Genomic DNA, 22,121 nt, shown 5'->3' on the forward strand with positions numbered 1-22,121 from the left:
AGAGTGATAGGCAAAATTGTACAACCTCTAACTATTGGGTGCTGGCTTGCCACGTGGAGGGAAAACTAAGAACGTCACGTCGTGTGACAACGTTTTCCTGACCAACATCCTGTTGGCCTCCGGCGCAACAACTGAAAAACCTGAGTCTCCAATATAAAACAGCACTTATGAAAGAATCATAAGTACTGTTTTTGGATTTGTTCTAACCCACTATTCTTCAAGATTCTATAACTCTAATACCCAACCAAATGGGTCTTCTTGTTTTCCTCTTTGGATACCAACTAACGTATCATACAATTTTGTAGACAGCTCGCCAGCCTCGCCGTTGTTAATATAAAACAATTCATTTTTCCAGCAAAGCTCTCCTATAGGGGAAATAACCGCTGCTGTTCCGGTACCAAAAGCCTCTTCAAGCTTCCCATTAACATATGCATTCCGGATGTCCTCCATCGAAACCTTTCTTTCAGATACTGGAACACCCCAGTATTTTAGAAGCTGGATAATCGATTTTCTAGTAATCCCATCCAAAATACTGCCATTTAGCGCTGGTGTGACAACCTCTCCGTCTATTTTAAAGAAGACATTCATGCTACCGACTTCTTCTATATATTTTCTTTCTACTCCATCTAGCCATAGCACCTGTGAGTACCCTTCTCGGTCAGCAACCTCTTGTGCCTTTAAACCAGCTGCATAGTTACCAGCTGTTTTAGCAGCACCAGTCCCCCCTGCCACGGCCCGTACATATTCACTTTCTACGAGAATCTTCACAGGGTGAATTCCTTCTTTATAATAAGAACCAACTGGCGACATGATAATCATAAAGCGATAAGTTTTTGACGGCGAAACCCCTAGATGTGGTTCTGTAGCTATCATGAAAGGTCGGATATAGAGAGCAGTCCCTGGCTCATTTGGTATCCATTCTCTGTCTACCTCTAATAATTGCTTTAATGCCTCTAGTGCCATTTCTTCATTTATTGGCGGCATGCTTAAACGGTCGCAGGATATATTCATCCGTTTCAAGTTCTGTTCCGGACGGAATAAGCGAATCTTCCCTTTTTCAGAAAGGTATGCCTTCATTCCTTCAAACACAGTTTGTCCGTAATGCAGAACTGTAGCGGAGGGATCTAACATAATAGGCTGATATGGAACAATTCGATAATCATGCCAACCTACTCCGGCAGTATAGTCCGCTATAAACATATGGTCCGTGAATTTCCGTCCAAAAACCAATTCACTTGCAGGAATCTTGTCACTTTTAATATCACTTTCGTTCAAAAGAATTTTTAGACTATTAGACATATCATTACCCCATTTAGCTATTAGATTATTAAATTACACTATAGAAATGTGCAATATATTATATGCAATTATACTCCTTTTACTAAATTCGTAAATACCCTTTTATAAAATATTCAAAATATTTTATTAACAAGAACCCACTTTCGGAATTCTATGGAAAAGATAGAAATATCAATAATTTCATAACATTATTGGAATATTGGCCGATAAAATAACTATACATATAGTCACAAATAAAGGGGGCAATAATTTGTCTAAGAAGATTTTCCTCTATTGTATAGTACTATCGCTTTTCATTAGTAGCCTATTTTTATCATCTGAAGCTACTGCATCCACACTTTACAAGGGAACTTTTGTCGAAGCTACTTACACCGATTTTGAAAAAAACGATGGTTCCATAGGCACAAAACCAGTGAAGGTAACCATTAAAAGCAGCAACGGTCGAGAGGTAACCTTTCATATGGATAGCTCCTCCAAACTTTCCATTAATTCAATACCTACTACTATTACAGCTTTCAAACTAGGCATGAAAATAGAAGCAGAAGTTAACCTTCGAAAGGTGAAAGAATTAAGAGGCAACGTAAATATTGCAAACAGTGATACAGATGCAATTGGAAAAAGCTTCTCTGGCAGCATCAGTCGGATAGATAAGAAGGGTACATACCTTTCAATTAAGCTGACGTCGGGGAAAACAAAAACTTATTATATGAATAACGAGACAGAATTATTTAAAGATCAGAGTCAAGTTGATTTAAGTGCATTTTTTGAGGGCGATAAAGTAAAAGGAATGTTAGTGGAGCACGACTCAAACATCATTTCCTCCATCGAAGTAAATACCCAGGGCTCCATCATCGAGAATATATATAAAGGAACTATCCAAAAAATAGATCCCATACAAAGTAAACTAGTAGTAAAAAACGAGGAAATATTTAAGGATTGGAAATGGCAACTAAGGGCTTCTAATAATACATCACGAGTATTTGGCTCTAATACATCTATTTACGTAGGGAATAAACAGATAAAGCAAAGCCAGCTCCGTTCATATGTGAATGACGAGGTTTACTATGTCACAGTGAGCCAATTTGGCAAGGAAGTCATCCAAAAGATAATTATCCAAAAATCTAGTGAACGAAGCTATTACCAGCCTATGTCCTCTATTAACACGTCTACTAAAAAGATTGGTCTTAGAAACACAGGCATATTTCCTTACCACAGTGGTTCCATTTTAATTAGAAATGGACGATTAGTAGATTCAAACAGTTTACAGGCCAGTGGTACAGCTTTTGTTTTAACAGATGGCACGGCTAAAAATCAATTTGCGAATATTATTCAAATTACAAATGATGGTTTTCAAAGTCCAAACCTAGCTGATTATACATTATATTACGGTAGAATAAGCTCCACAAATAACTATGAGATAACGGTTAATAATGCTAGTAAGCTGTCTGGCAACTACTGGGCGAGTACCCCTAGCACTAAGCTTACATTCCATAATGAGACAACAGCGGTAGAAGATTTTAGAAGAGGAACCCTAACTGTTCTGCCTAAAAATGAACTGGATGACAGAATCGGTCAGTTCGCATATTTCTATGTGAAAGACAATGACATAACTGCAATGCACCTTGTTGGCACAATAACAAAGCCTGCAAATCTAATATCAATTGGTCGATTAGAGACTTCCTACGGTTCAACGATAAGGGTACAAAACGTAAGCAATTGGCAGTCAGGCACTTGGAAGGAAGCAGGAAAAATATACAATATGAATGTTGAACAGGCAACATTTATTAAGGAAGGCAAAGTGATTTCCATTAGCGACCTTGAGCCAAACGACCGTCTATTTATCATCCACGAATCTTTTGTAAAAGGCAGATTTATATTAGTTGACTAACTACTCGGCTCGTAACCTGAAATTCCATAGTGTTTTGTAAAGGGAGTTTAGCTAATTGGAAAACACATGCACGACAAAGAAAATCTAACTACTGTTTCTATTTATCAGTATGAAGAAGATGAAAAATACCATGGTGAAAAAATTCACTCTGTCGATCTAACGAAAACCAGACTCATAGCCTTTGGATAAAAATTTCTAACGGAAGAATGAATGAAGAGATGAAAATTTGGCATGTAAGCACTACTTTACATGCCAATTCCATCCTCAAATCGATGAAACGAGGTAAGAGTAAACAACATGAGAAAATTACAATTCTATTTATCTTTTGCACTTTGTGTAAGTCTATTGTTCCTTGCGCTAGACACAGAAAAAGCCTTTGCAAAGGCTCCAGAATTCCAAGGAGGAGTTCAAAACGAATATACATATGAAGAAGTATTCTTCCTTGCAGGTTACCCTATTAGATTTTCTGGAAAACCTATAGTTACAGAAAGAGAAGCGAAGAATCAGATTACAACAACCTATAAGTTCAATCTTAGTTCAGCCGATGGAGATAAACTAACTAGAAACGTAGTTTATGTTTCTAGTCTAGAAGCACATGCAGATAAAGGACAAACAACCTCCAATACGATAGTTAAAAGTTTTACTGAAAAAATCACGGTAGGAAGTGAAACCTATACTTTAGATGACTATCAATTTTCTAAGGCTTCAATCATTGACAACAGACCAGCGTCTGATTACTACTCTGGCAATATTTCAGGTAGAAAAACATTTATTAAGACAACAAAAGGCACTGGTTCCAACTCTACTAAAGAAACTATCACCATGTTTATGAGTGGAAGAGACATGGGTTATAAAAACTTCTGGGGTGCTACCGAAACTCAGCTAATGGATTACGAAATCATCACTCCGCAAGGAACTGCTTATATTACTAGCAAGGTCTCTGACAGCAAGTCAAAAACGTTGCAATATGAGCCAAATCCTCCTTCTCTTTCAAGCTTTGTAGGAGGGCATTCTGTCATCAACTCTAGCAATATGATTGCAGAATATACGTATGATATTCCCTATTCAAGATATACGTCTTCAAAAGGAAAAATGAATCTTGCACAAGAAAACCTGCCTACTGTAGAACGGTTAATTGTTCCCAAGCTTCGCGACCTTTCTAACCATTGGGCAAAGGACGACATTGAAAAGCTATATTCCTTAGGCATTTTAGACGAATCAAGTCAATTCTTCTCTCCTAACACACCGATGCAAAGATATCAATTTACGGTAGGAGTATTGAAGGCTGTTGACCTTCGAGTATTAGAGCAACCAAAAACAAAAAGAGCTCCTGCAAAGGCAATTTTTGCTGATTTGAATCCGAAAGATCCAGATTATCCTTACATTGAAAGTGCAGTAGAAAAAGGAATCATTTCAGGAGTTAACCCTACTACCTTTGCTCCAAACCAACCAATCAAGCGTGCACAGGCCGTAGCAATACTAGTACGCGCACTCGGCTTAGAAGGAAGAGCACCAAGCCCTGGCTTTAAAACAAGCTATGCGGATGATAAAAAAATCCCTGCATATGCGAAGGATAGTGTCTATGTAGCCACTGAGCTCGGACTAATAAGTGGAGATGAAAAAAACCGCTTTAATCCAAATCAGCCTCTTACGAGAGCACAGGCTTCTGCCATTATTTCACGCTTCTTGAACTTCCTAGAAGCAGATTTAAAACAAAATTACCGTGACGACATGCTCTTTTTTGACTAAGGGGAGGAAATACTAATGAAAGCTACTTTGAGACGTGGTCTACTTCTATCCATATTTTTTCTTTTCCTAACAAGCTCTCTCTCAGTAAGCGCTGCGAATCTTTATAAAGACATCAATAAGAGCTATTGGGCATACAGCTCCATCGAGTGGGCGACTAAAAAAGGAATAACGGCAGGATTCCCGGATGGGACCTTCAAGCCAACCAAAGCTATAACAGAATCTCAGCTAATTTCAGTTTTAACAAAGCAGGATAGTTCCTATAAACGGGTTTCTCCCTATGTTGCAAAGGAAGGGGAAGCAAGCTCTGCAGGATATTATCGTTATTTCAAGAGCAAACAAATCCCTTTAGCAGGCCTCTCTGATTCGAAGCAAAGAAATAAACCAATTACTCGTGGGCAGTTTGCAAAAATTATTGCAGCAGCAGATGGCTATAAGCTTACCGAGAGATATGCCGTGGAATACTTATATAGCCAAGGACTTTCAAATGGAACTAGCGGAAAGAAAACATATGAAGACTTTCAGCCCAAGAGAACACTGACAAGAGCCGATGCAATCGTATTGCTTCAGCGACTTGAAAACAGAGGAGTCTATAAAATTGTAGGAGTAAAAAATGGAAATGTCGCTGATGTGCCAGCGGATTTCCCCGATAATGGAACAATCGTATTTCCTAGCCCAACGAAGCCGGGCACAAACACTCCCCCTGCTACTGGCACCGATTCCCGCGTAGCAGGAGTTGATATAGAAAAGCCAATTTTACTAGCTAATGGTGTGGATTCCAGTTTCATCACCATTTCCCTGAAGGATTGTTACGGCAACCCAATTTCATTTGACCAATCAATTCCACTAGTTGTCCGTTCTGCACTAGGAGCATCCATCACGACAGAGAATGGCAGCAAGGTCAATTCTGCTACTACACTTTATTCGGATGGTCCAGATATTACAGCGAACATCACAGCAATCAAATCAAACAAAAACGTAACGGATACAATCTCCTTCACAATCACTGAAGGCAATTATTCTGGTGTCAACATGTCCTGCTATAAGACCCCTGTTAATGTAAAAGTTACATATGAACCAAAAGCAGAGCTTCGTATTGAACATGAAGTTTATAGCTGGGGCTTCGATAGCTATAGTGACCAAACCATTCAAGTAAAAGCTACAATCGTTCGCCCAGGTGGAGATGTCATTACCGATTACAATGGAAAAGTAAGGTTTACGTCCTCACAGTTTAACTTCATTAGCAATGAAGTACAATTTATTAACGGGGTCGCCAGCACTACTGTTCAAAACAATCGTAACAGGGGCTTCGGTCAATTTACTGCAACTGTTACACAGGCAGATCCTAGATATAGCTCCATCGTCGGATCAGTGGTAAATAGACCACAAACGCAGGAAGTAGATCTTAGTCACCCATTAACCATTGATTACAGCTGTCCGAGAGATTATGAAATAGGTTTTATTATCGATTCCTCTGGGAGTATGAAGCGTAATGATCCTGATCGACTAAGGGTGTCTAAATCACAAGAGATGATTTCCAAGCTCGGTACAGCCTATAACGTTGGATCACACTTCAACTCGAGCGGCTATTTGCTTGCAACAGGAAATCAGTATACTGTAAGCTCTTCCTTCTATAATGTCACGCAATCTGGCGGAACCAACATTGTGGCTGGCTTAGATATAGCGCTTGATAGGTTCTCTAATAACCAGACACCCAAGGTAGCCATTCTGTTGTCTGATGGAAAATCAAACACAAACAGATTATTAACTCTTTTACAAAAGGCTAGGGATCTTAATGTGACGATTTATACAATAGGCTTAGGCGACAAGAACCAGCTAAATGAGGAATTTTTAGAGCAAGTGGCAGCTACTACTGGAGGAAGCTATTTCCATGTGAAAGATAGCAGGAACATAACTACTGCTTACCAAACAATCATCAATGAAATAACATGTGTAACTCCACCTCCAAGCTGCTCGTATTTCAACCAAGGCTTTATCTCGCCTACCATTAGGCTGACAAGCAATAGTCTATACCTGAATACCTTTATGGATAATAATTGTGGAACGACAGCAAGAGTCATTGTTCGCTTCTCTTCTTTAGAAGGAAATATTGATTACGAGCTAATTGACAGAGGACAAAACTACTTTGCAATTGAAAAAGCAAGCTATGAAATCGCTAACCTTTCCTTATTCTCCGAAGCAAAATTCATCGCCTTCGATGAATACGGCAATGTCATTGGAGAGAAAATTGTAACAATCACCAATTAAAAAGAGGAAAGCCTGAACAAATAAAATAAAAGGACTTACGATTTTCTCTAAAATCGTAAGTCCTTTCTTACTTTCAGCTTAGGTTACTGGCTACCCTTAAACCATTAATGCTAACTGCTTAATTTGAAAAATATTTTATACGAAGGATAGCTATTAATATCTAACTCTGCTTCATCTCTTTTCAAAGCTTTATACGAATATTAGCCATAAAAGCATAGTTACAATAATAGTGGTTACACCCTGTAACAAAGTAGCCATCGTCTGTGCTTTGTAAGCATCTGTTACCTTCATTCCACTGAATTGCGTTACGACCCAGAAATAGCTATCGTTTACATGACTCACTGTCATTGCACCAGCACCGATTGCCATAACCACAAGTGCTAATGGAAGTGCTCCACTTATATCTAATGTTACAAGCATTGGTGCAACCAAAGTAGAGGTTACGACTAATGCAGTCGTGGAAGAACCTTGAGCCGTCTTAAGCGCTGCTGCTATTAGGAATGGCACTAGCAAGAATAAGGCGCCACTTCCAAAAGCACTTAGGTCCATTTCTTCTAATATAGCTTGAACTCCAGATTCTTTTATAATTGTTCCAAACGCTCCACCAGCACCAGTGATTAGTAAAATTGGTGCAGCTTCTTTCAAGCTCTCGCCTATCCAGCCTGTCAATGTCGTCTCACTGATTTCAGGAAGAAGCAGGAATGCCGCCAGCACACCAAAGAGTAATGCAACTGTTGGTGAACCTAAAAATTGTAGAAAGTTTGATAGCCCTGACTCATCAAGCGTCAGTTTGGCAATTGATCCGATACCTATCAATAAAATCGGTAACACAATCGGTAAGAATGCTTTAAATGTAGAAGGCATTTTTCCAAAGGATTTTATTACCTCCTCGTAATCCAAAGCCTCCTCATGGTCTGCAGGAACATCGATTTTCGTTCCTACCTTTACTGCCCAAATGTATCCCACAAGCACTGCGGGAATAGCAACCAGTAAGCCAACTAAAATAATTGTTCCCAAGTAATCCGTCGCATTAATGTTTCCTGCCGCTGCAATTGGACCCGGAGTCGGTGGCACTAATGTATGAGTTGCATATAGTCCAGTGGAAAGCGCAACCGCCATAGAAGCTACCTTTACTTTTGCACGCTTTGCCAGCGATTTTTTCAAGCTAGATAAAATAACAAATCCTGAGTCGCAAAACACTGGGATGGACACAATATACCCAATCATTGACATTGCAAGCTGCGGGCGCTTCTCCCCAAGAAATCGTAATATTACTTCTGCCATACGGTAAGCCGCACCAGATTTTTCTAAAATAACTCCAATAATCGTTCCAGCCACGATAACGATACCAATGCTTGTCATCAAGCTGCCAAAACCCGTATTGATCGTAGACACTACTGTTAATAACGGCATACCAGAAGCGATCCCTACAAAAAAAGCACTGATTAGTAATGATAAAAATGGATGCACTTTAAATACTGCAGTCGCTAACACGACAAACAAGACGCCGATTAGAATAATCAAAAATAACATGTTTCTACCTCTTTTCCTCTAGAATGGTTTGCAATACTTCTTTCGTGCGTAGTCTTACATAATAGCCTGGGTTGTTCATAGAATCTTCTTTTGAAACAAATCCATCTACCACACTGGCAATCTTCCAAAAATGAGAAGAGAGCAGCTCTTTATCCTCGACCATCCCCGAGATACATATAGTAGGGATTCCAAATTCTTTTGCCAATTTGGTGACTCCGAGTGGCGCTTTCCCAGCCAGTGTCTGACGATCACTTTTTCCTTCGCCCGTTATGACCAAATCAGCATTTTTTAGCTTCTCTTTAAAATGTATTGCTTCCATGACTACATCTATTCCTGGTTTTAATTCGACAGGGAAAAAAGCTAGTAATGCTCCGCCAAGACCCCCTGCCGCTCCTGCCCCAGGACTTTCATGAATACGTATTCCAGTCTTTTCTTCTATTTTATCGCCAAGCGCTACCAGCTTCTGGTCCAACAACGGTACATCCTTTGCAATTACTCCTTTTTGTGGACCAAACACAGCCGTAGCTCCATGGGGTCCTACAAATGGATTATCTACATCGCAAGCTACTGTAAACTTTGATTCTATAATTCTAGAATCAAAGGAAGCTAGATCAATCTCTCCCAACTCCTCCAGTAAAAATTCTCCAGGCTGGATAACCTCTCCTATGGTATTAGAAAACGTAACACCAAGAGCTTGAAGCATTCCTGTGCCCCCATCGTTCGTGGCACTGCCTCCAATTCCAATAATAAATTCTCGGTAGCCTTGGTCTAATGCATGTAGAATTAACTCTCCAGTCCCGAAGCTAGAAGCCTTATAAGGATCTCTCTCATCTTCTTTTATCAATGGCAAGCCAGATGCTTTTGCCATCTCAATCACACATGTCTTGCCGTCACCAAGAACCCCATAAGAAGCCTCTATCATTTTCCCTAAAGGATTATGTACCTGGACATTTATCAGCTTTCCTTCTGTCGCTTCTATGAGAGGCTCTAATGTTCCTTCTCCTCCATCTGCTACAGGTAATAGTACAGTTTCTATTTCAGCGTTTACTTCCTTTATTGCCTCAGTCATTTGTACTCCTACCTCTATTGCGGTCAAGGATCCCTTAAAAGAGTCCGGACTAATAACGATTCTCACAGGCTTTCCTCCAATCTATTAAAGCGCTTTCAAAAATTATAGTGCTAATTGCATGAAATTACATTATACTTTTAGTATAAAATTTCTGTATTATAACAGCTTAGTTTTTATACATAGAGGTGGAAATATGCTTACAAAACAATTAGCCCAACAGATTGTAGAACAGACAATGCTGCGGCTTCATCGAAATATAAATGTCATGCAAACAAATGGAGTAATTCTTGCATCTGGAGATCAGCTACGTATTAACAGCATTCATGAAGGAGCAATTGAGGTGGCTCATACGCGGCTCCCTTTACGAATAAATATAGAAAATAATCATCTATTTCCACATTCAAAGCCTGGCATCAACATGCCTATTTTCTTTCAAAAGGAGTTGGTAGGCGTAATTGGCATAACCGGAAATCCTGAGGAGCTCGAGGAGTTTGCGAACCTTGTACAGCTGACAACCGAAATGATGGTTCACCAAGCATTAATAGTCTCCGAGAGAGAGTGGAAAAGAAAACTGCAAGAAATGATTTTCGAGGAATTAATGAGTGGACAGCCACCAAAGAAACTGCTCGTGGAACGCTTAAAGAAGCTAGGGTATAAAAATATCCCACCCTATCATGCTATTATGCTAGAAATAAATCCAGAATCAAGCTCCTACCAAAGCATCCTTCAAGAAATTGATCTGTTGTTTCCCAAAGGCTCTGTGCTAGTGGGACACTACCAAGATAAGGAGCATTTCATCCTAGTCTCCGGCTTATCAAAACAAGCGTTTACTCATATAGTAAATAACTTTATATCCTATATGAGAAAGTATCACGTTTTGCCGATTGGGATTGGCCAAGAGGTAAACACCTTAGAACAAGTACTATATGCATATAAGACCGCCAAGGTGGCTTTTGTATACGGAAATGAAAAAAATCACATCCGATATTTTGAAGAGGCTGAGCTTTTTTCCTTATTAAAAAGTCGAGAAACAACAGAGGTAGCTCATTTCACAAACCGACTAGTTGGCTCTCTCGATAAAAAGCTCTTACATACCCTGCAATCATACTTTAATACAAATCAACAGCTACAAGCTACCGCTGATGAATTAAACATTCACCGGCACACTCTTTCCTATCGCTTACAGAAAATCAAGGAGATAACTGGCTATGACCCAACCATCTTTCATGATGCACTCCTACTGCAAATCGCGCTTTGGCTATATAAGTAACTCCTGAAGAAATTTAGATTATTCGAGACTAAACAACTGACCAGGGGGGCTGGGTCATATGAGAGTATGACTCGATTATCCGAGAATAAATTACCGTTGAACGAGAGTAAATCCTCCTCGAGCGAGAGTAAACCGGCTGAACGAGAATAAATCGGCTCTATCTGAGAGTAAAGCAGCCTTAATCGAGAGTATTGATCGGCCAATCGAGAGTATTAGCCAGCTATCTGAGAGTAAGCTACTAACCGGTTGGCCTGGCTCCTCTATACAAGAATATGAATCTCCTAATTGAGAGTAAATCACCGCTGAACGAGAGTAAATCCTCCTCGAGCGAGAGTAAACCGGCTGAACGAGAATAAATCGGCGCTATCCGAGAGTAAAGCAGCCTTAATCGAGAGTATTGACCAGCCAACCGAGAGTAAATCTACTCTATCCGAGAGTAAACTGCTCACCCAGGTCGCCAGGCTCCTCAAGTATTAAAAAACCGTTTCAGCAACATAGCCGAAACGGTTTGAACAGTCATTTTATTTTTTTGCTACTGCAACTGTAGCTACTCTTTTAGCACCTACATACTTTTTGCCCCAATAGTATGGGTCGTTTAATTTATCAACACGAACACCTTTGGATGTAGATGCATGGATGAACTTTCCATTACCTATGTACATGCCAACGTGGGAAACACCTTTTCCGGATGTATTGAAAAATACTAAGTCGCCAGTTTGTAAATTAGCTTTTTTCACACTTTTTCCTGTGCTGTACATACCTGCTGCAGTTCTCGGAAGCTTAATTCCATTTTGTTTGTAAACGTAGCCAATATATCCTGAGCAATCAAAGCCTGCCTTCGTTGTTCCACCAAAACGATATTTAATTCCAACTAAATTTTTCGCACTCGATACTATTTCTGTTGATGATACAGATGATGCTTCTGCTGTATTTCCTCCAAATGTTCCCGCGGCTAAAACTAATGACAAACTAAAAATAGTGATGATTTTTTTAAACAAAGAAGTCAAACCGTAAGTTCCCCCATAGATGCGTATTGAAAAATTACCAAAATTTCTCTATACCCATCCTAACACGATATAAACGTAAGTGAGTTTACATTTGTGTAACAAAAAGGTTACAAAGGAATTTTACAGCTCATCTTGTAGTATAAACTACTACCTCCTATTATGAATCTATTTCCTTTCTTGCAGGAAATAGAAGAGATTATCACGTCATTTTAAAATATTCTTACAACTAATTGAATATTTATTCCTTTCTCAGTATAATAAATTAATTAAGAAATAATTGTAAAGAAAAGGAGAATATTAATGGGTAATTCAACGGAAAAGCATGATGAAAAAAAGTTTAAAATCCCTCATGTGTATGTAATTTTATTTTCCTTAATCATCCTTGCAGCTATAGCTACATACATATTACCTGCAGGGGAGTATGAGAGAATTGTAGACGATGCAGGCAGGACGGTAGTCGTTGCGGATACATATGCAGAAACCGAGTCGACACCCGCTGGATTCTGGTCTATCTTCCAAGCCGTTCATAAAGGAATGGTAAATTCTGCTGGTATTATCTTTTATATTTTCATTGTAGGTGGATCCTTTGGAGTCCTTCAAACTACAGGAGCAATTGAAGCAGCAGTAGGATCTATTTCACAAAAACTAAAAGGAAGAGAAATACTGCTCATCCCCATCTTAATGACATTTTTCGCTTTATCTGGAGCAATGCTTGGTCTAGCGGAAGAAACTATTCCTTACATAACTATTTTAGTTCCATTGATGTTGCTTATTGGTTATGATTCCATGGTTGGTGCGGCCGTCGTATTGGTAGGTACTTCTGCAGGATTTACAGCAGCGTTTTTAAACCCCTTTACAGTGGGTGTAGCACAAGGTATTGCCGAGATTCCTATATTCTCAGGTATGTATCTACGTATTATTTTCTTTGTTATTTTTCTCATCGTCAGCATTTGGTATGTGATGAGATATGCGAATAAAATAAAGAAAGATCCTAAGAAAAGTATTATGTATGGTGAAAAACAAGAAGATGATTTTATTATTCCTAATAAAATCGCAACACTTACTGGACGCCATAAGATTATCTTCGCTATCCTCCTAGGAACACTAGTAACGTTAGCCTTTGGAGTAATCAAATTCGGCTGGTATCTATCAGAAATTGCAGGTCTCTTCTTACTTATGGGGATTTTAATAGGGTTAGTCGGAAAGATGAACTTCAGTCAGATTTCCGAGTCCTTCATTAAAGGCTGTAGTGTACTGGTGATGGGAGCACTTGTAGTCGGTGTTGCAAATGGTATACTCGTTGTTTTGCAAGACGGTAAGATTATGGATACGATCTTACATGCCTTTTCCTCTACAATCGGTGAAATGCCTGCTGTGTTAGCGGCTTTCGGTATGTATATTGTTCAGTGTCTATTAAACTTCATTATCCCTTCTGGAAGTGGCCAGGCAGCTCTAACCATGCCAATCATGGCTCCATTAGCGGATTTAGTTGGCGTTACTCGTCAGACAGCAGTCCTTGCATTCCAATTCGGAGATGGTATTTCCAATATTTTCACACCAACGTCTGGCTACTTTATGGCTGGATTGGCTTTAGCAAAAATTTCATGGGTGAAATGGGTGAAATGGATTTTCCCATTAATCATTATTCAATACACATTAGGAGCTATTTTTGTGACAATTGCTCATTACATTGGTTTTTCTTAAGAAAGGATATGAAGCAACATGAAATTAGGAGACGAGTTGAATCAGTGGGTTATCGAACAGCGTCGATACTTACATCAGCATCCAGAGCTTTCTCATCATGAAACGGAAACAAAAGCTTATATTACCGCAAAATTGCATGAACTAGGTATTGAAACGTATACAGTGACTGGCAAAGATGTGATAGGCATTATTAAAGGTGATCATCCTGGTAAAACGGTAGCTATTAGATCAGACATGGATGCCCTTCCGATTCTAGAGGAAACCAGCTTACCTTTTGCTTCTCAAAGCCCAGGTGTTATGCATGCGTGTGGGCACGATGGGCATATGTCTATTCTTCTAGGAGTTGCGAAAATACTAGTAGATAATAAGTCTTCTATTCACGGGACCATTCATCTTTTATTTCAACATGCAGAGGAAGAAGTGCCGGGTGGCGCAGTAGAAATCGTTACGGCCAATGGATTAAAGGATATCGAAGCAATATTTGGCTATCATTTGTGGCAGCCTTTGCCAAGCGGACTTATCGGTGTACGCAGTGGCCCAGCAATGGCAGGAATCAATCGGTTTGAAATAAAGATTTATGGGAAGGGTGGACATGGATCGATGCCAGAGCAAACAGTCGATCCAACGCTCGTTATCTCCCATATCATTACACAGCTCCATACGATTATTAGTCGAAGCATTTCAGCAATCGACAATGCCGTACTAAGCGTAGGAGAGCTGAGAGCAGGCACTAACTATAACGTGATTCCCGATACCGCGTATGCTTCTGGCTCTGTTCGTTATTTCAATAAAGAAACCTCCTACCTGATTGAGAAACGAATGGAAGAAATCATCGACGGGGTATGCAAGTCCTTTGGCGCAACCTACGATTTTAAATATATACACGGCGATCCACCAGTTTTAAATAATAGAGAATTGACTTCTTTTATTCAAAAGACGGCAATCAATCTTTTCGGTGAGGATAAGGTGGTAGAAATAGATCCGATTTTAGGAAGCGAGGATTTCTCCTACTATTCACATGAGATTCCAGCAAGCTTTACGTTTATCGGTGTAGGAAAACCAGAAGCTCCTTATGGACACCATCATCCGAAGTTTGATATAGACGAAGAAATGCTCCCAGTGGGCGTTGAATTATTTACAAATGGCGTGATGGACTATTTGAAAGAGGCTGCTTCCAATGAAAATTAAATCATTGGAAGTGTTCGCTATCAGATTGCCCTTAATAACACCGTTTATCGTAAGCTATCATACCTATGACGACATGCCTTCCATTATCGTTCGTATGGAGACCGAATGCGGGGTTATCGGATACGGGGAAGCCACTCCCGATGAACACGTTACCGGTGAAACATGGGAAAGCACCTATGCCGTGCTTACGAAAACAATTGCACCAGCTCTAATCGGCTGCAATCCTTTTCAAATAGAAAAAATCCATGACCTGATGAACAAGCTCGTATTAGGCGTCCCTTCTGCAAAAGCCGCAATCGACATTGCTTGCTATGACGTAATGGGAAAAGCAACAGGTCAGCCTGTCTACAACCTTTTGGGTGGACAATACCATGATGCTTTAGAGATTCCAAAGGTGATCAGTATCCTTTCGCCCGAGAAGATGGCTACTCAAGCCAAAGAAGCTGTCCGCGAAGGCTATCAAACACTTAAGCTGAAGGTTGGAACAGACCACAAGCTGGACGTCGAGCGAATCAAGGCAGTACGTGAAGCCGTTGGGCCAAGCATTCCTTTAAAGGTAGACGCAAACCAAGGCTGGAAAAACAGCAGCCGCTCCCTTTACGTTCTAGAGAGGATACTCGATGCAGAGATTGACTGGATTGAACAGCCAGTAATAGCGGACGATATAGCGGGTCTTTGGGAAATTAAACAAAAAACCACTATCCCGGTAATGATCGACGAAGGGCTCCATGGTAATAAAGAGTTGAAAGAAGTAATCGAAAAAAGGGCTGCCGACAAGATTAATATCAAGCTCATGAAATGTGGCGGGCTCTATCCAGCTGCTCAGATGGTTCATCAAGCAGAGACTAGTGGAATCGAATGTCAAATAGGCTCCATGGTCGAGTCAGCAGTTGCATCTGCAGCTGGTCTTCACCTAGCGCTTGCCAAGAAAAATATTCTGAGCAACGAGCTAGTTGGCCCCTTGATGTTTAGCAAGGATATCGCTAACTTAAATTATAACGTTCCCTTCGTCCATTTGACTGACAAGCCAGGGCTTGGGCTCGACATAAATGAAGAATCTTTGAAAGAATTAACCTATCTATCAGCTAATATCGAATAAAGATCATGGAGCTTCCATGATCTTTTCTTATGGGCTAAGAGTGGATTCACCATTTCGGTGACCATATTGCAAGTAAATCAGTCGGTTTCGCAAGTAAGAAAGCCAATTGTGCAAGTAAAATCCCAGCCAGCGCAAGTATTCTACACCCAAGCGCAAGTAACCGGCTGCCTTCCGCAAGTATTTCCTTTTCATTTCCAAATAACCACAACAAAATGAGAACTCTCTAACTCTAAATAACTAGTTATACGTCAGTCGATCAAAAAAAGACATCCCACACTGTATATGGGATGTCTTCCTAATTATTTTGTCTCGAAAAAGCTCTTTATTAAAGTTTCCAGCATCACTGGCATTTCAACGAATGCACTGTCTACATGTAAGCGCTCCGTTTTTTGATGCGGGTCTTTACCAAAAGGACCTACGTTTAAAACAGGTCCCTTCAGCTGAGCCATTTCTTTGAATGGAATGCTGTACGTTTCGCCCCATACAGGCGTGTTGCTTTCGAAGGCTGTCCAACCGTTTCCTTCATCCTGGTAATTGACGTAGCTAAAATCGCAAATACCGTTAAAATAGTGAACCTGCTTAACTGTATTGTTAAAGGACTCCGCTGACTTTTTCAATGTTTCCATCGCTTCCACTATCAGCAGGTCGTTGGAAGTATTTACAGCCGGGTAATAAGGTGGAGCGAACAATAGAACGGTAGCTGGCGCTAACTCTTGGCAGGCAATCATCAGATTGTCCACGATTCGTAGAGACTTTTCACGGTCATCCCACTCTTCCTGAGATAGCACCTCTTTCTTTAATGCCTCTACTTTCTCTGCTCCAAGCTTGTTACTAGCATATTCTAGTAGCTGCTCATAGCGTAAAACCTTTACTGGTCCTACTCCCAAAACCTTTTCTCTATCACAGATTACCTTATAGCTTTCATTTAAAGCACTCATTGCTTCGTTAGCCACTCGCTCGAACAGCTCCATGATTTCAAATGCTGATCGTTTGAATAAAAACACATTATATAAGGCTACTGCTCGGTAAGGAGTTTGTGTAGAATAAGACATTTTTAAGTCCTTTTGTTGCAGAGATACTGGAACGGGTGTACTTTCTCCTAAATCAGTTTCGCTGAAAATCGGGTTAAATTCCATGCGCTGTGTTAGATAAGAAGCAATGTAATTGGCAGTGATTCCTTTCATAGGCTCTCCGACATGTGTTTCTTTTCCATAAAATAAAGCAGCAGGCATAATTTTGCCGATAGTTCCAGAGTAGATATACTCGTCTATATCCGTTGGATTTTGTGCAAAGGACGGCTCGCTATTTAAGAAAAGCTTATAATGTAAGCCATATTCTTCACGAATATTTACTAAATGTGGCACAGCAGCACGCATTCCAGCTGAATTTACCTCTTCATCTGGGACAGCTACAAGTAACAGGTTGATTGGCCATTTCTCCATACTTGCCTTTTCTATTAGCTGCATATGAAGGGCAAGTCCCATTTTCATATCCATTGTGCCTCGTCCAAACAAATACTTACCTGTATTCAAATCGGCTCTGGCACTCTCCGGTAATTCTTGAGGATGCTCCATCCAATAGTTTGTTAGCTCCTCTGGGAAATATGCTAGTGGCTCTAGCTCTCCATACTCTTCTGTTTGTACTGTGTCAAAATGGCTAATCATAACGATTGTATCTACAGCAGATGAATGCTTATATAGTCCAGTCACTACCGATCTTCCTAGACCAGCATCATGCATTTGCAATCGACTCGGATGTTTTTGAAAATATTCTAACTCTCTCATTTTATCTATGAGCTTTGGCGCAAACAGTCTCTCCCCTTCTGTTAGCGTTATACTTTTCCAGCTTACTAGCTCACATAAAAGTTTTCTCAGCTTTTCTGATGTATCCCACAGCATGTGATTTCCCCACTCTCCATTTCATTATCTAAAATATAAGTGTTCCTAATAAAGAAGTCAATTTAATTAGAATATTAGTATTTATAATATATAATGAACTGTCTAGAAGTTAAGCATAAATAAATCGAATTACTTTTTATGAATATATTTCCAAAAATAAAACCATATGGTACAATTTTTGAAAGGAGGTGACCATTTGGAGACAAAAAAATATAAATTCTTTTTATCCTTTAAAGGTGGACATAGCTTAGTTTTGGAGACGGACACGGATATCCGAAAGGCAAAAAGGGAATACGCCAATGGAGGAGAATTTATTATTACAGAGAATAACTATACGATTAATCTAGCACAAATTGAAAGAATTCAGGTGAGAACACAACTATGAAATGTCAAATCCCATTATAAAAACGCATATCATCCGATAAAAGATGACATGCGTTTTTATTATTTTACAATCGCTTGTTGTTTTTCCATAACTATTTGGAGCAAGGATAATATAGCTGAAACAATTCCCATATTCGTAGATTGATTGCCCTCTAATAGTTCCACGCCATCCTTGTTCATCATCTTCAATACCCAGTTTCCAGCCGGAGATGTCAATATATGGAGGCCCTCCACCATCCAATCTGTTTCACCCTTATAAAATAGCATCATCCGATGATTGTGTGTTCGCTGTTGAAATGCTTGCTTCAAGGCTGGATTTGCATCGCTTGCCGCCTGCATGTTATTATCCTTTACCCATTTATTATACTCCCTTGGAGACACATAAACCTTTTCATTCGTGAGTATTTTTCTCTCTTCGACACCAGTAAGCATTCTAGGATAGATGACATTATTCCATGTATCCTCTGAGGCTCCGTGCATATAAAGGGTGAATTCCCCGTTCTCCACTTGCGTACACTCCACCACATTTTGTCTGCTAAAGTAAAAATAACTCTTTTGATTTCCATCCTTTAAGATTTCTACTACTAGATTTGTCCGTGACATAATCCACAATGCACGTTGGAACTGCTCCTCCATCTGTACATCGTTATCCGTGATTTTTAAGAGCTGAAGCTGCTCTAGCTTTTCCCGTGTCTTCTTCCATTCTGGAGATATTTCGTGATGAGCCTTTCCCTCAAAGGGATTGGAGAACCCAATGAGAATATCTATATCCATTATCTGCATTAAAAAGTAGAGATCCTTGTGTGAAAAACTGGGTATCATTTTTTCCCCTTCTTTCGCTTTTTCTTTGTATATCTTTCCTCCTTCGGTAAACCAAACTGAGGATATAGCTGCTTAACTTCCTCTAGATGCTTCCTTATGTAAAAGTACTTGTGAATATGAACAGAAAAAAAGGCAGTAAATACACTTAGAAAAGAAATACATACGATGATGATCATTTCTATAGCGAAGTCAGAATTAGCAAAGGACAAAACTAGTTGCCCAAGCGCGTAGCCGATTCCCCCAATTGCCATCCAACTGACAGATATTCCTTTCTTCTGCTGGAGCTTATGATACGTACCACTATAAATAGCTTTCACATTTAATATGTTTATCCCAATAATTAAAGCTAGGAATAAAATAACCCCACTTATCCATACATAGCTACCAGTGGCATTCATATTTACATAAAGCATTTTCTGTATAGATAAGAAGAATACAAATGTATTAACTATTCCATACACCCCAAAAAAGAGATAATAAGATTTCTCATATTTATAGGGGTTTATTATGTAGAGTAATCCCCATATAGTTATGAGAATTACGGGAATTATAGTCCACCAAATATAACTCATAGAAACTGGATCCCCTATCAGGGGAAAGAGACCAATAAAATATAAAAAGATTAAAAAAAATGTAATGATGTTTGATCTATTTTCTTCCGGTGTTTGAAACCGTAAGTAGGATTTTGTAATTTCGTCTATGTGTTTACTAATCTTCATTCTCTCCTATCATCCAAATAATCCGACTAACTTAGATACGCCACTTTTTATCATTCCTCCGACAGAATCTTTTTTCCCATCCCCATCTGCGTCAAAAATTTTGTAGTCACTTAGCATAGCAGTAGTTATTATACCGATTGCAAAGCCCGCCGCTGCACCTGCCACTACTCCCACAGGTCCACCAAATGTTCCAGCCATGGCTCCAATTTTTGCACCAGCTGCTGCACTAGCGGTCCAAGATGCAGTTGCTACAGCAAGATCACTAACAGCTTCACCTGCAATTTCTCCAACTGTGTCTCCTCTTCTACTACCATGGAATATATTACCTACAAGAGTAGCTCCAGCTCCAATAAAACCTATTTTATTGCCAGCGTATTTAAATGTCTCCTTCACTCTCGTTGCTGCATCTACACGCTTAAAGATTTTTGTATAGTTTGTTGCATTAGCGCCTGTATAAGTTTTCTTTTTCACACCTATAAGCTCAGGTCTATCTAGCTTGATGACAACTCTCGTCTTTCCTTGAGCGGTCACTTTTGTTTCACGTCTTATTCCAAACCCTTGTTTAGCTAGCATCATTTCTTTAAGAGCGGCATATCCAGAATCACTAAAGGTCGCTAACGTAGCTGCTGCAACAATAGGCTCATCCTTCCAATCTGATGCATCCAGACCTATAGCTGATAAAAAAGATGAAGCCATGCCTTCTAAGCCTCCACCTCCAGAGGCTTCCGCATTGTTAGGTGTACATACATCCACATCATTCCCGGTAACACGTGGGTTATTAGCTAATAAATCCGCTTGATAGTTTTTGTAGAATTTTCCAATTAACGTACCACTTTGCGCTTGATTCCACTCGTCTTGGGGGAAATCAACACCTGCTAACCCCTCTGCCATTAAAAATTCAATATCGTTCAGCCACGATTTTAAGCTATTGATTCCAACTGCCGCTACTTCTAGTGCAGCAGTTTGATTGGCATCAAAAGCCTCCAAGTCAGTGATTGTTGTATCTCTCTTTTTCTTGGCATTCTTAATTTCACTTTGCACATCGCTATCATTCAGATGTGGCAGGCCTACGATGTCTGCTACCGTATCCATGATACTATTTGCCTCGTCTGTAAGATTCCCAGTTATCGTAGAAATCTCCGTTAAACCATTTTCAACTTCCCCTTCAAGAAAGCTTTGCTGTATATACCCAGCATCGCTTGGCTCCAGCTGTTGAAGAGAAGCCTTCATATTGCTTAATACGTCTTGGAAAGCAGATTGAAATCCTTGAAAAAATAGGACAAAGGGCAAGTGACAATCATTATAAAATGCCCTTAGAGCATTTCCTCCTTGCCCTTTTAGCGAATCCTCCAGAGCTACAAATCCATCAATTGCTTGTTGAATAGCCTTCATTTCTCCCTCAAGCTTTGTTAGCCATTCCTTTTCTCTTTGCAGCCCAGCATTAAAAGAACTTACTTGCAATACTTTCACATGAGCACCTCCGGGAAAACAGGTTTTAATCCCCTAGTTTTAATTTGTCATTGCAGCTGTTAATGTGCCATCAGTCTCGGTCCATTCATTGAAGAGTTAATACCAGTTGAAATCATTTCATCCGTCTCTTTCATGGATTGAACCGACGCTGTAGAAGTTTGGTTATTCGATGCTAAAATTTCTTGGTAGTGGAGCAATACCCCTTCTAGTTCATCAGATAGATTACTTAATTTATCTACTACGTTTAAGGTGTTACCAGAAATAGGCTCTGGCTTGGAAGGGTCTAAGGAGCTCCCAGCATTATTCATCTGATCAATCTGAGCCTCTACATCTGCATATTTCATTTTAATTTCTGCCATCAACAGTCACCCCTTCACCTTATTTGGCAGCTTTTGCTCTTGCAGCTGCCTCCGCTGCTTCTCGTGCACGAATCTCTTCGATAATCCGTTTAATTTGTTCTATTTCTGCCTCTAAGGAGGCAATCTTGTTATCAATTGCCGTGAAAGCTGCATCGAACTGACTTCCCATAATTTCTAAGTACGATGCTTCAATTCCACCCTCCCGGATATGATCAAAGCTATCCGCTAAAGTGCCATGCCAGGTGGTTGTCGTCAAGTGTGGCTCTAGACATTTATGTTGATTAGATTGAAAATCCGCTCTCTTCCCCGATAGGGAAGACTTACAAGTATTTAAGCGTCTTACCTCTTCCTGCTTTTTAGCTAGAAGAGCGAGATAATAACTTAGCATGCTAACCATC

19 protein-coding genes are annotated in these 22,121 nt (G+C 39.8%); 8 read left to right on the top strand and 11 right to left on the bottom strand.

The features are described from left to right. Window positions 1-225: 225 nt before the first annotated feature. Window positions 226-1,299 carry a branched-chain amino acid aminotransferase gene (locus tag AC1VU3_RS12900; protein WP_480390187.1) on the bottom strand — a complete coding sequence of 358 codons (1,074 nt, stop codon included), beginning with the start codon at window positions 1,297-1,299 and terminating at the stop codon, window positions 226-228. 250 nt (window positions 1,300-1,549) lie between these two features. Here AC1VU3_RS12900 and AC1VU3_RS12905 point away from each other — a divergent pair, with 250 nt between their 5' ends. The 3 genes from AC1VU3_RS12905 (at window position 1,550) to AC1VU3_RS12915 (ending at window position 7,201) form a co-directional block, all read left to right on the top strand. Continuing rightward, window positions 1,550-3,187 (top strand): hypothetical protein, encoded by a 1,638-nt coding sequence (locus tag AC1VU3_RS12905; protein ID WP_482983696.1) that lies wholly within the window; start codon window positions 1,550-1,552, stop codon window positions 3,185-3,187. 297 nt (window positions 3,188-3,484) lie between these two features. After that, window positions 3,485-4,936, top strand: coding sequence for an S-layer homology domain-containing protein (locus AC1VU3_RS12910; protein ID WP_480390185.1), 1,452 nt, complete (start codon window positions 3,485-3,487; stop codon window positions 4,934-4,936). 15 nt (window positions 4,937-4,951) lie between these two features. Beyond that, on the top strand, window positions 4,952-7,201 hold the full coding sequence (locus AC1VU3_RS12915) for an S-layer homology domain-containing protein (protein ID WP_482983697.1): 2,250 nt from the start codon (window positions 4,952-4,954) through the stop codon (window positions 7,199-7,201). A gap of 189 nt (window positions 7,202-7,390) precedes the next feature. Here AC1VU3_RS12915 and AC1VU3_RS12920 read toward each other — a convergent pair whose 3' ends face one another. Next, window positions 7,391-8,734, bottom strand: coding sequence for a GntP family permease (locus AC1VU3_RS12920; RefSeq protein WP_482983698.1), 1,344 nt, complete (start codon window positions 8,732-8,734; stop codon window positions 7,391-7,393). Window positions 8,735-8,738: 4 nt separating this feature from the next. Next, window positions 8,739-9,869, bottom strand: a complete 1,131-nt coding sequence (locus AC1VU3_RS12925; RefSeq protein ID WP_482983699.1) for a glycerate kinase — start codon at window positions 9,867-9,869, stop codon at window positions 8,739-8,741. A gap of 127 nt (window positions 9,870-9,996) precedes the next feature. Between AC1VU3_RS12925 and AC1VU3_RS12930 the strand changes: the two genes are divergently transcribed. Continuing rightward, entirely contained in the window at window positions 9,997-11,073 is a 1,077-nt protein-coding gene (locus tag AC1VU3_RS12930; RefSeq protein WP_482983700.1) for a CdaR family transcriptional regulator, read from the top strand. 521 nt (window positions 11,074-11,594) lie between these two features. Here AC1VU3_RS12930 and AC1VU3_RS12935 read toward each other — a convergent pair. Further along, a complete protein-coding gene (locus tag AC1VU3_RS12935) occupies window positions 11,595-12,080 on the bottom strand; it encodes a C40 family peptidase (protein ID WP_480390180.1) in 486 nt (161 codons plus the stop codon). A gap of 300 nt (window positions 12,081-12,380) precedes the next feature. On the opposite strand from AC1VU3_RS12935, the gene AC1VU3_RS12940 reads away from it, so the two are divergent. Genes AC1VU3_RS12940 through AC1VU3_RS12950 form a run of 3 tightly spaced genes read left to right on the top strand, consistent with a single transcriptional unit; the run spans window position 12,381 to window position 16,071 of the window. Further along, on the top strand, window positions 12,381-13,784 hold the full coding sequence (locus AC1VU3_RS12940; RefSeq protein WP_482983701.1) for a YfcC family protein: 1,404 nt from the start codon (window positions 12,381-12,383) through the stop codon (window positions 13,782-13,784). An 18-nt stretch (window positions 13,785-13,802) separates the two neighbouring features. Further along, entirely contained in the window at window positions 13,803-14,972 is a 1,170-nt protein-coding gene (locus tag AC1VU3_RS12945) for a M20 metallopeptidase family protein (protein ID WP_482983702.1), read from the top strand. After that, window positions 14,962-16,071, top strand: a complete 1,110-nt coding sequence (locus tag AC1VU3_RS12950; protein WP_482983703.1) for a mandelate racemase/muconate lactonizing enzyme family protein — start codon at window positions 14,962-14,964, stop codon at window positions 16,069-16,071. Before AC1VU3_RS12945 ends, AC1VU3_RS12950 begins: the two co-directional genes overlap by 11 nt. A gap of 46 nt (window positions 16,072-16,117) precedes the next feature. Here the strand turns inward: AC1VU3_RS12950 and AC1VU3_RS12955 are convergent, their stop codons facing one another. Together AC1VU3_RS12955 and AC1VU3_RS12960 are read right to left on the bottom strand one after the other, a co-directional pair. Then, window positions 16,118-16,282 carry a hypothetical protein gene (locus AC1VU3_RS12955; RefSeq protein ID WP_482983704.1) on the bottom strand — a complete coding sequence of 55 codons (165 nt, stop codon included), beginning with the start codon at window positions 16,280-16,282 and terminating at the stop codon, window positions 16,118-16,120. Window positions 16,283-16,370: 88 nt separating this feature from the next. Then, window positions 16,371-17,969: a M20/M25/M40 family metallo-hydrolase gene (locus AC1VU3_RS12960; RefSeq protein ID WP_482983705.1), complete on the bottom strand. Its 1,599-nt coding sequence runs from the start codon at window positions 17,967-17,969 to the stop codon at window positions 16,371-16,373. Between the two features lie 196 nt (window positions 17,970-18,165). Between AC1VU3_RS12960 and AC1VU3_RS12965 the strand changes: the two genes are divergently transcribed. Next, window positions 18,166-18,354, top strand: a complete 189-nt coding sequence (locus AC1VU3_RS12965) for a hypothetical protein (RefSeq protein WP_480390174.1) — start codon at window positions 18,166-18,168, stop codon at window positions 18,352-18,354. Between the two features lie 59 nt (window positions 18,355-18,413). Here the strand turns inward: AC1VU3_RS12965 and AC1VU3_RS12970 are convergent, their stop codons facing one another. The 5 genes from AC1VU3_RS12970 to AC1VU3_RS12990 all read right to left on the bottom strand — a co-directional run bounded on the left by AC1VU3_RS12970 (window position 18,414) and on the right by AC1VU3_RS12990 (window position 22,111). Then, the gene (locus tag AC1VU3_RS12970) at window positions 18,414-19,175 is read right to left on the bottom strand and encodes a hypothetical protein (protein ID WP_482983706.1); all 762 of its coding nucleotides are present in this window, start codon (window positions 19,173-19,175) and stop codon (window positions 18,414-18,416) included. Beyond that, window positions 19,172-19,747: a hypothetical protein gene (locus tag AC1VU3_RS12975; protein WP_482983707.1), complete on the bottom strand. Its 576-nt coding sequence runs from the start codon at window positions 19,745-19,747 to the stop codon at window positions 19,172-19,174. The genes AC1VU3_RS12970 and AC1VU3_RS12975 overlap by 4 nt, the downstream gene beginning before the upstream one ends. 156 nt (window positions 19,748-19,903) lie before the next feature. After that, complete coding sequence (locus tag AC1VU3_RS12980) at window positions 19,904-21,364, bottom strand: ribonuclease YeeF family protein (RefSeq protein WP_482983708.1); 1,461 nt, start codon at window positions 21,362-21,364, stop codon at window positions 19,904-19,906. A 59-nt stretch (window positions 21,365-21,423) separates the two neighbouring features. Continuing rightward, window positions 21,424-21,723 carry a YwqI/YxiC family protein gene (locus AC1VU3_RS12985; protein ID WP_482983709.1) on the bottom strand — a complete coding sequence of 100 codons (300 nt, stop codon included), beginning with the start codon at window positions 21,721-21,723 and terminating at the stop codon, window positions 21,424-21,426. A gap of 19 nt (window positions 21,724-21,742) precedes the next feature. After that, a complete protein-coding gene (locus AC1VU3_RS12990; RefSeq protein ID WP_480390169.1) occupies window positions 21,743-22,111 on the bottom strand; it encodes a YwqH-like family protein in 369 nt (122 codons plus the stop codon). Window positions 22,112-22,121: the final 10 nt, after the last annotated feature.

Source organism: Psychrobacillus sp. Z16_25 (assembly GCF_056856695.1).

What these genes read in the sequence shown, in the direction of transcription:
- AC1VU3_RS12900 (WP_480390187.1), bottom strand. Translation starts at nt 1,299, where the DNA reads ATGTCTAATAGTCTAAAAATTCTTTTGAACGAAAGTGATATTAAAAGT.
- AC1VU3_RS12910 (WP_480390185.1), top strand. Translation starts at nt 3,485, where the DNA reads ATGAGAAAATTACAATTCTATTTATCTTTTGCACTTTGTGTAAGTCTA.
- AC1VU3_RS12915 (WP_482983697.1), top strand. Translation starts at nt 4,952, where the DNA reads ATGAAAGCTACTTTGAGACGTGGTCTACTTCTATCCATATTTTTTCTT.
- AC1VU3_RS12920 (WP_482983698.1), bottom strand. Translation starts at nt 8,734, where the DNA reads ATGTTATTTTTGATTATTCTAATCGGCGTCTTGTTTGTCGTGTTAGCG.
- AC1VU3_RS12930 (WP_482983700.1), top strand. Translation starts at nt 9,997, where the DNA reads ATGCTTACAAAACAATTAGCCCAACAGATTGTAGAACAGACAATGCTG.
- AC1VU3_RS12940 (WP_482983701.1), top strand. Translation starts at nt 12,381, where the DNA reads ATGGGTAATTCAACGGAAAAGCATGATGAAAAAAAGTTTAAAATCCCT.
- AC1VU3_RS12945 (WP_482983702.1), top strand. Translation starts at nt 13,803, where the DNA reads ATGAAATTAGGAGACGAGTTGAATCAGTGGGTTATCGAACAGCGTCGA.
- AC1VU3_RS12950 (WP_482983703.1), top strand. Translation starts at nt 14,962, where the DNA reads ATGAAAATTAAATCATTGGAAGTGTTCGCTATCAGATTGCCCTTAATA.
- AC1VU3_RS12960 (WP_482983705.1), bottom strand. Translation starts at nt 17,969, where the DNA reads ATGCTGTGGGATACATCAGAAAAGCTGAGAAAACTTTTATGTGAGCTA.
- AC1VU3_RS12970 (WP_482983706.1), bottom strand. Translation starts at nt 19,175, where the DNA reads ATGATACCCAGTTTTTCACACAAGGATCTCTACTTTTTAATGCAGATA.
- AC1VU3_RS12975 (WP_482983707.1), bottom strand. Translation starts at nt 19,747, where the DNA reads ATGAGTTATATTTGGTGGACTATAATTCCCGTAATTCTCATAACTATA.
- AC1VU3_RS12985 (WP_482983709.1), bottom strand. Translation starts at nt 21,723, where the DNA reads ATGGCAGAAATTAAAATGAAATATGCAGATGTAGAGGCTCAGATTGAT.
- AC1VU3_RS12990 (WP_480390169.1), bottom strand. Translation starts at nt 22,111, where the DNA reads ATGCTAAGTTATTATCTCGCTCTTCTAGCTAAAAAGCAGGAAGAGGTA.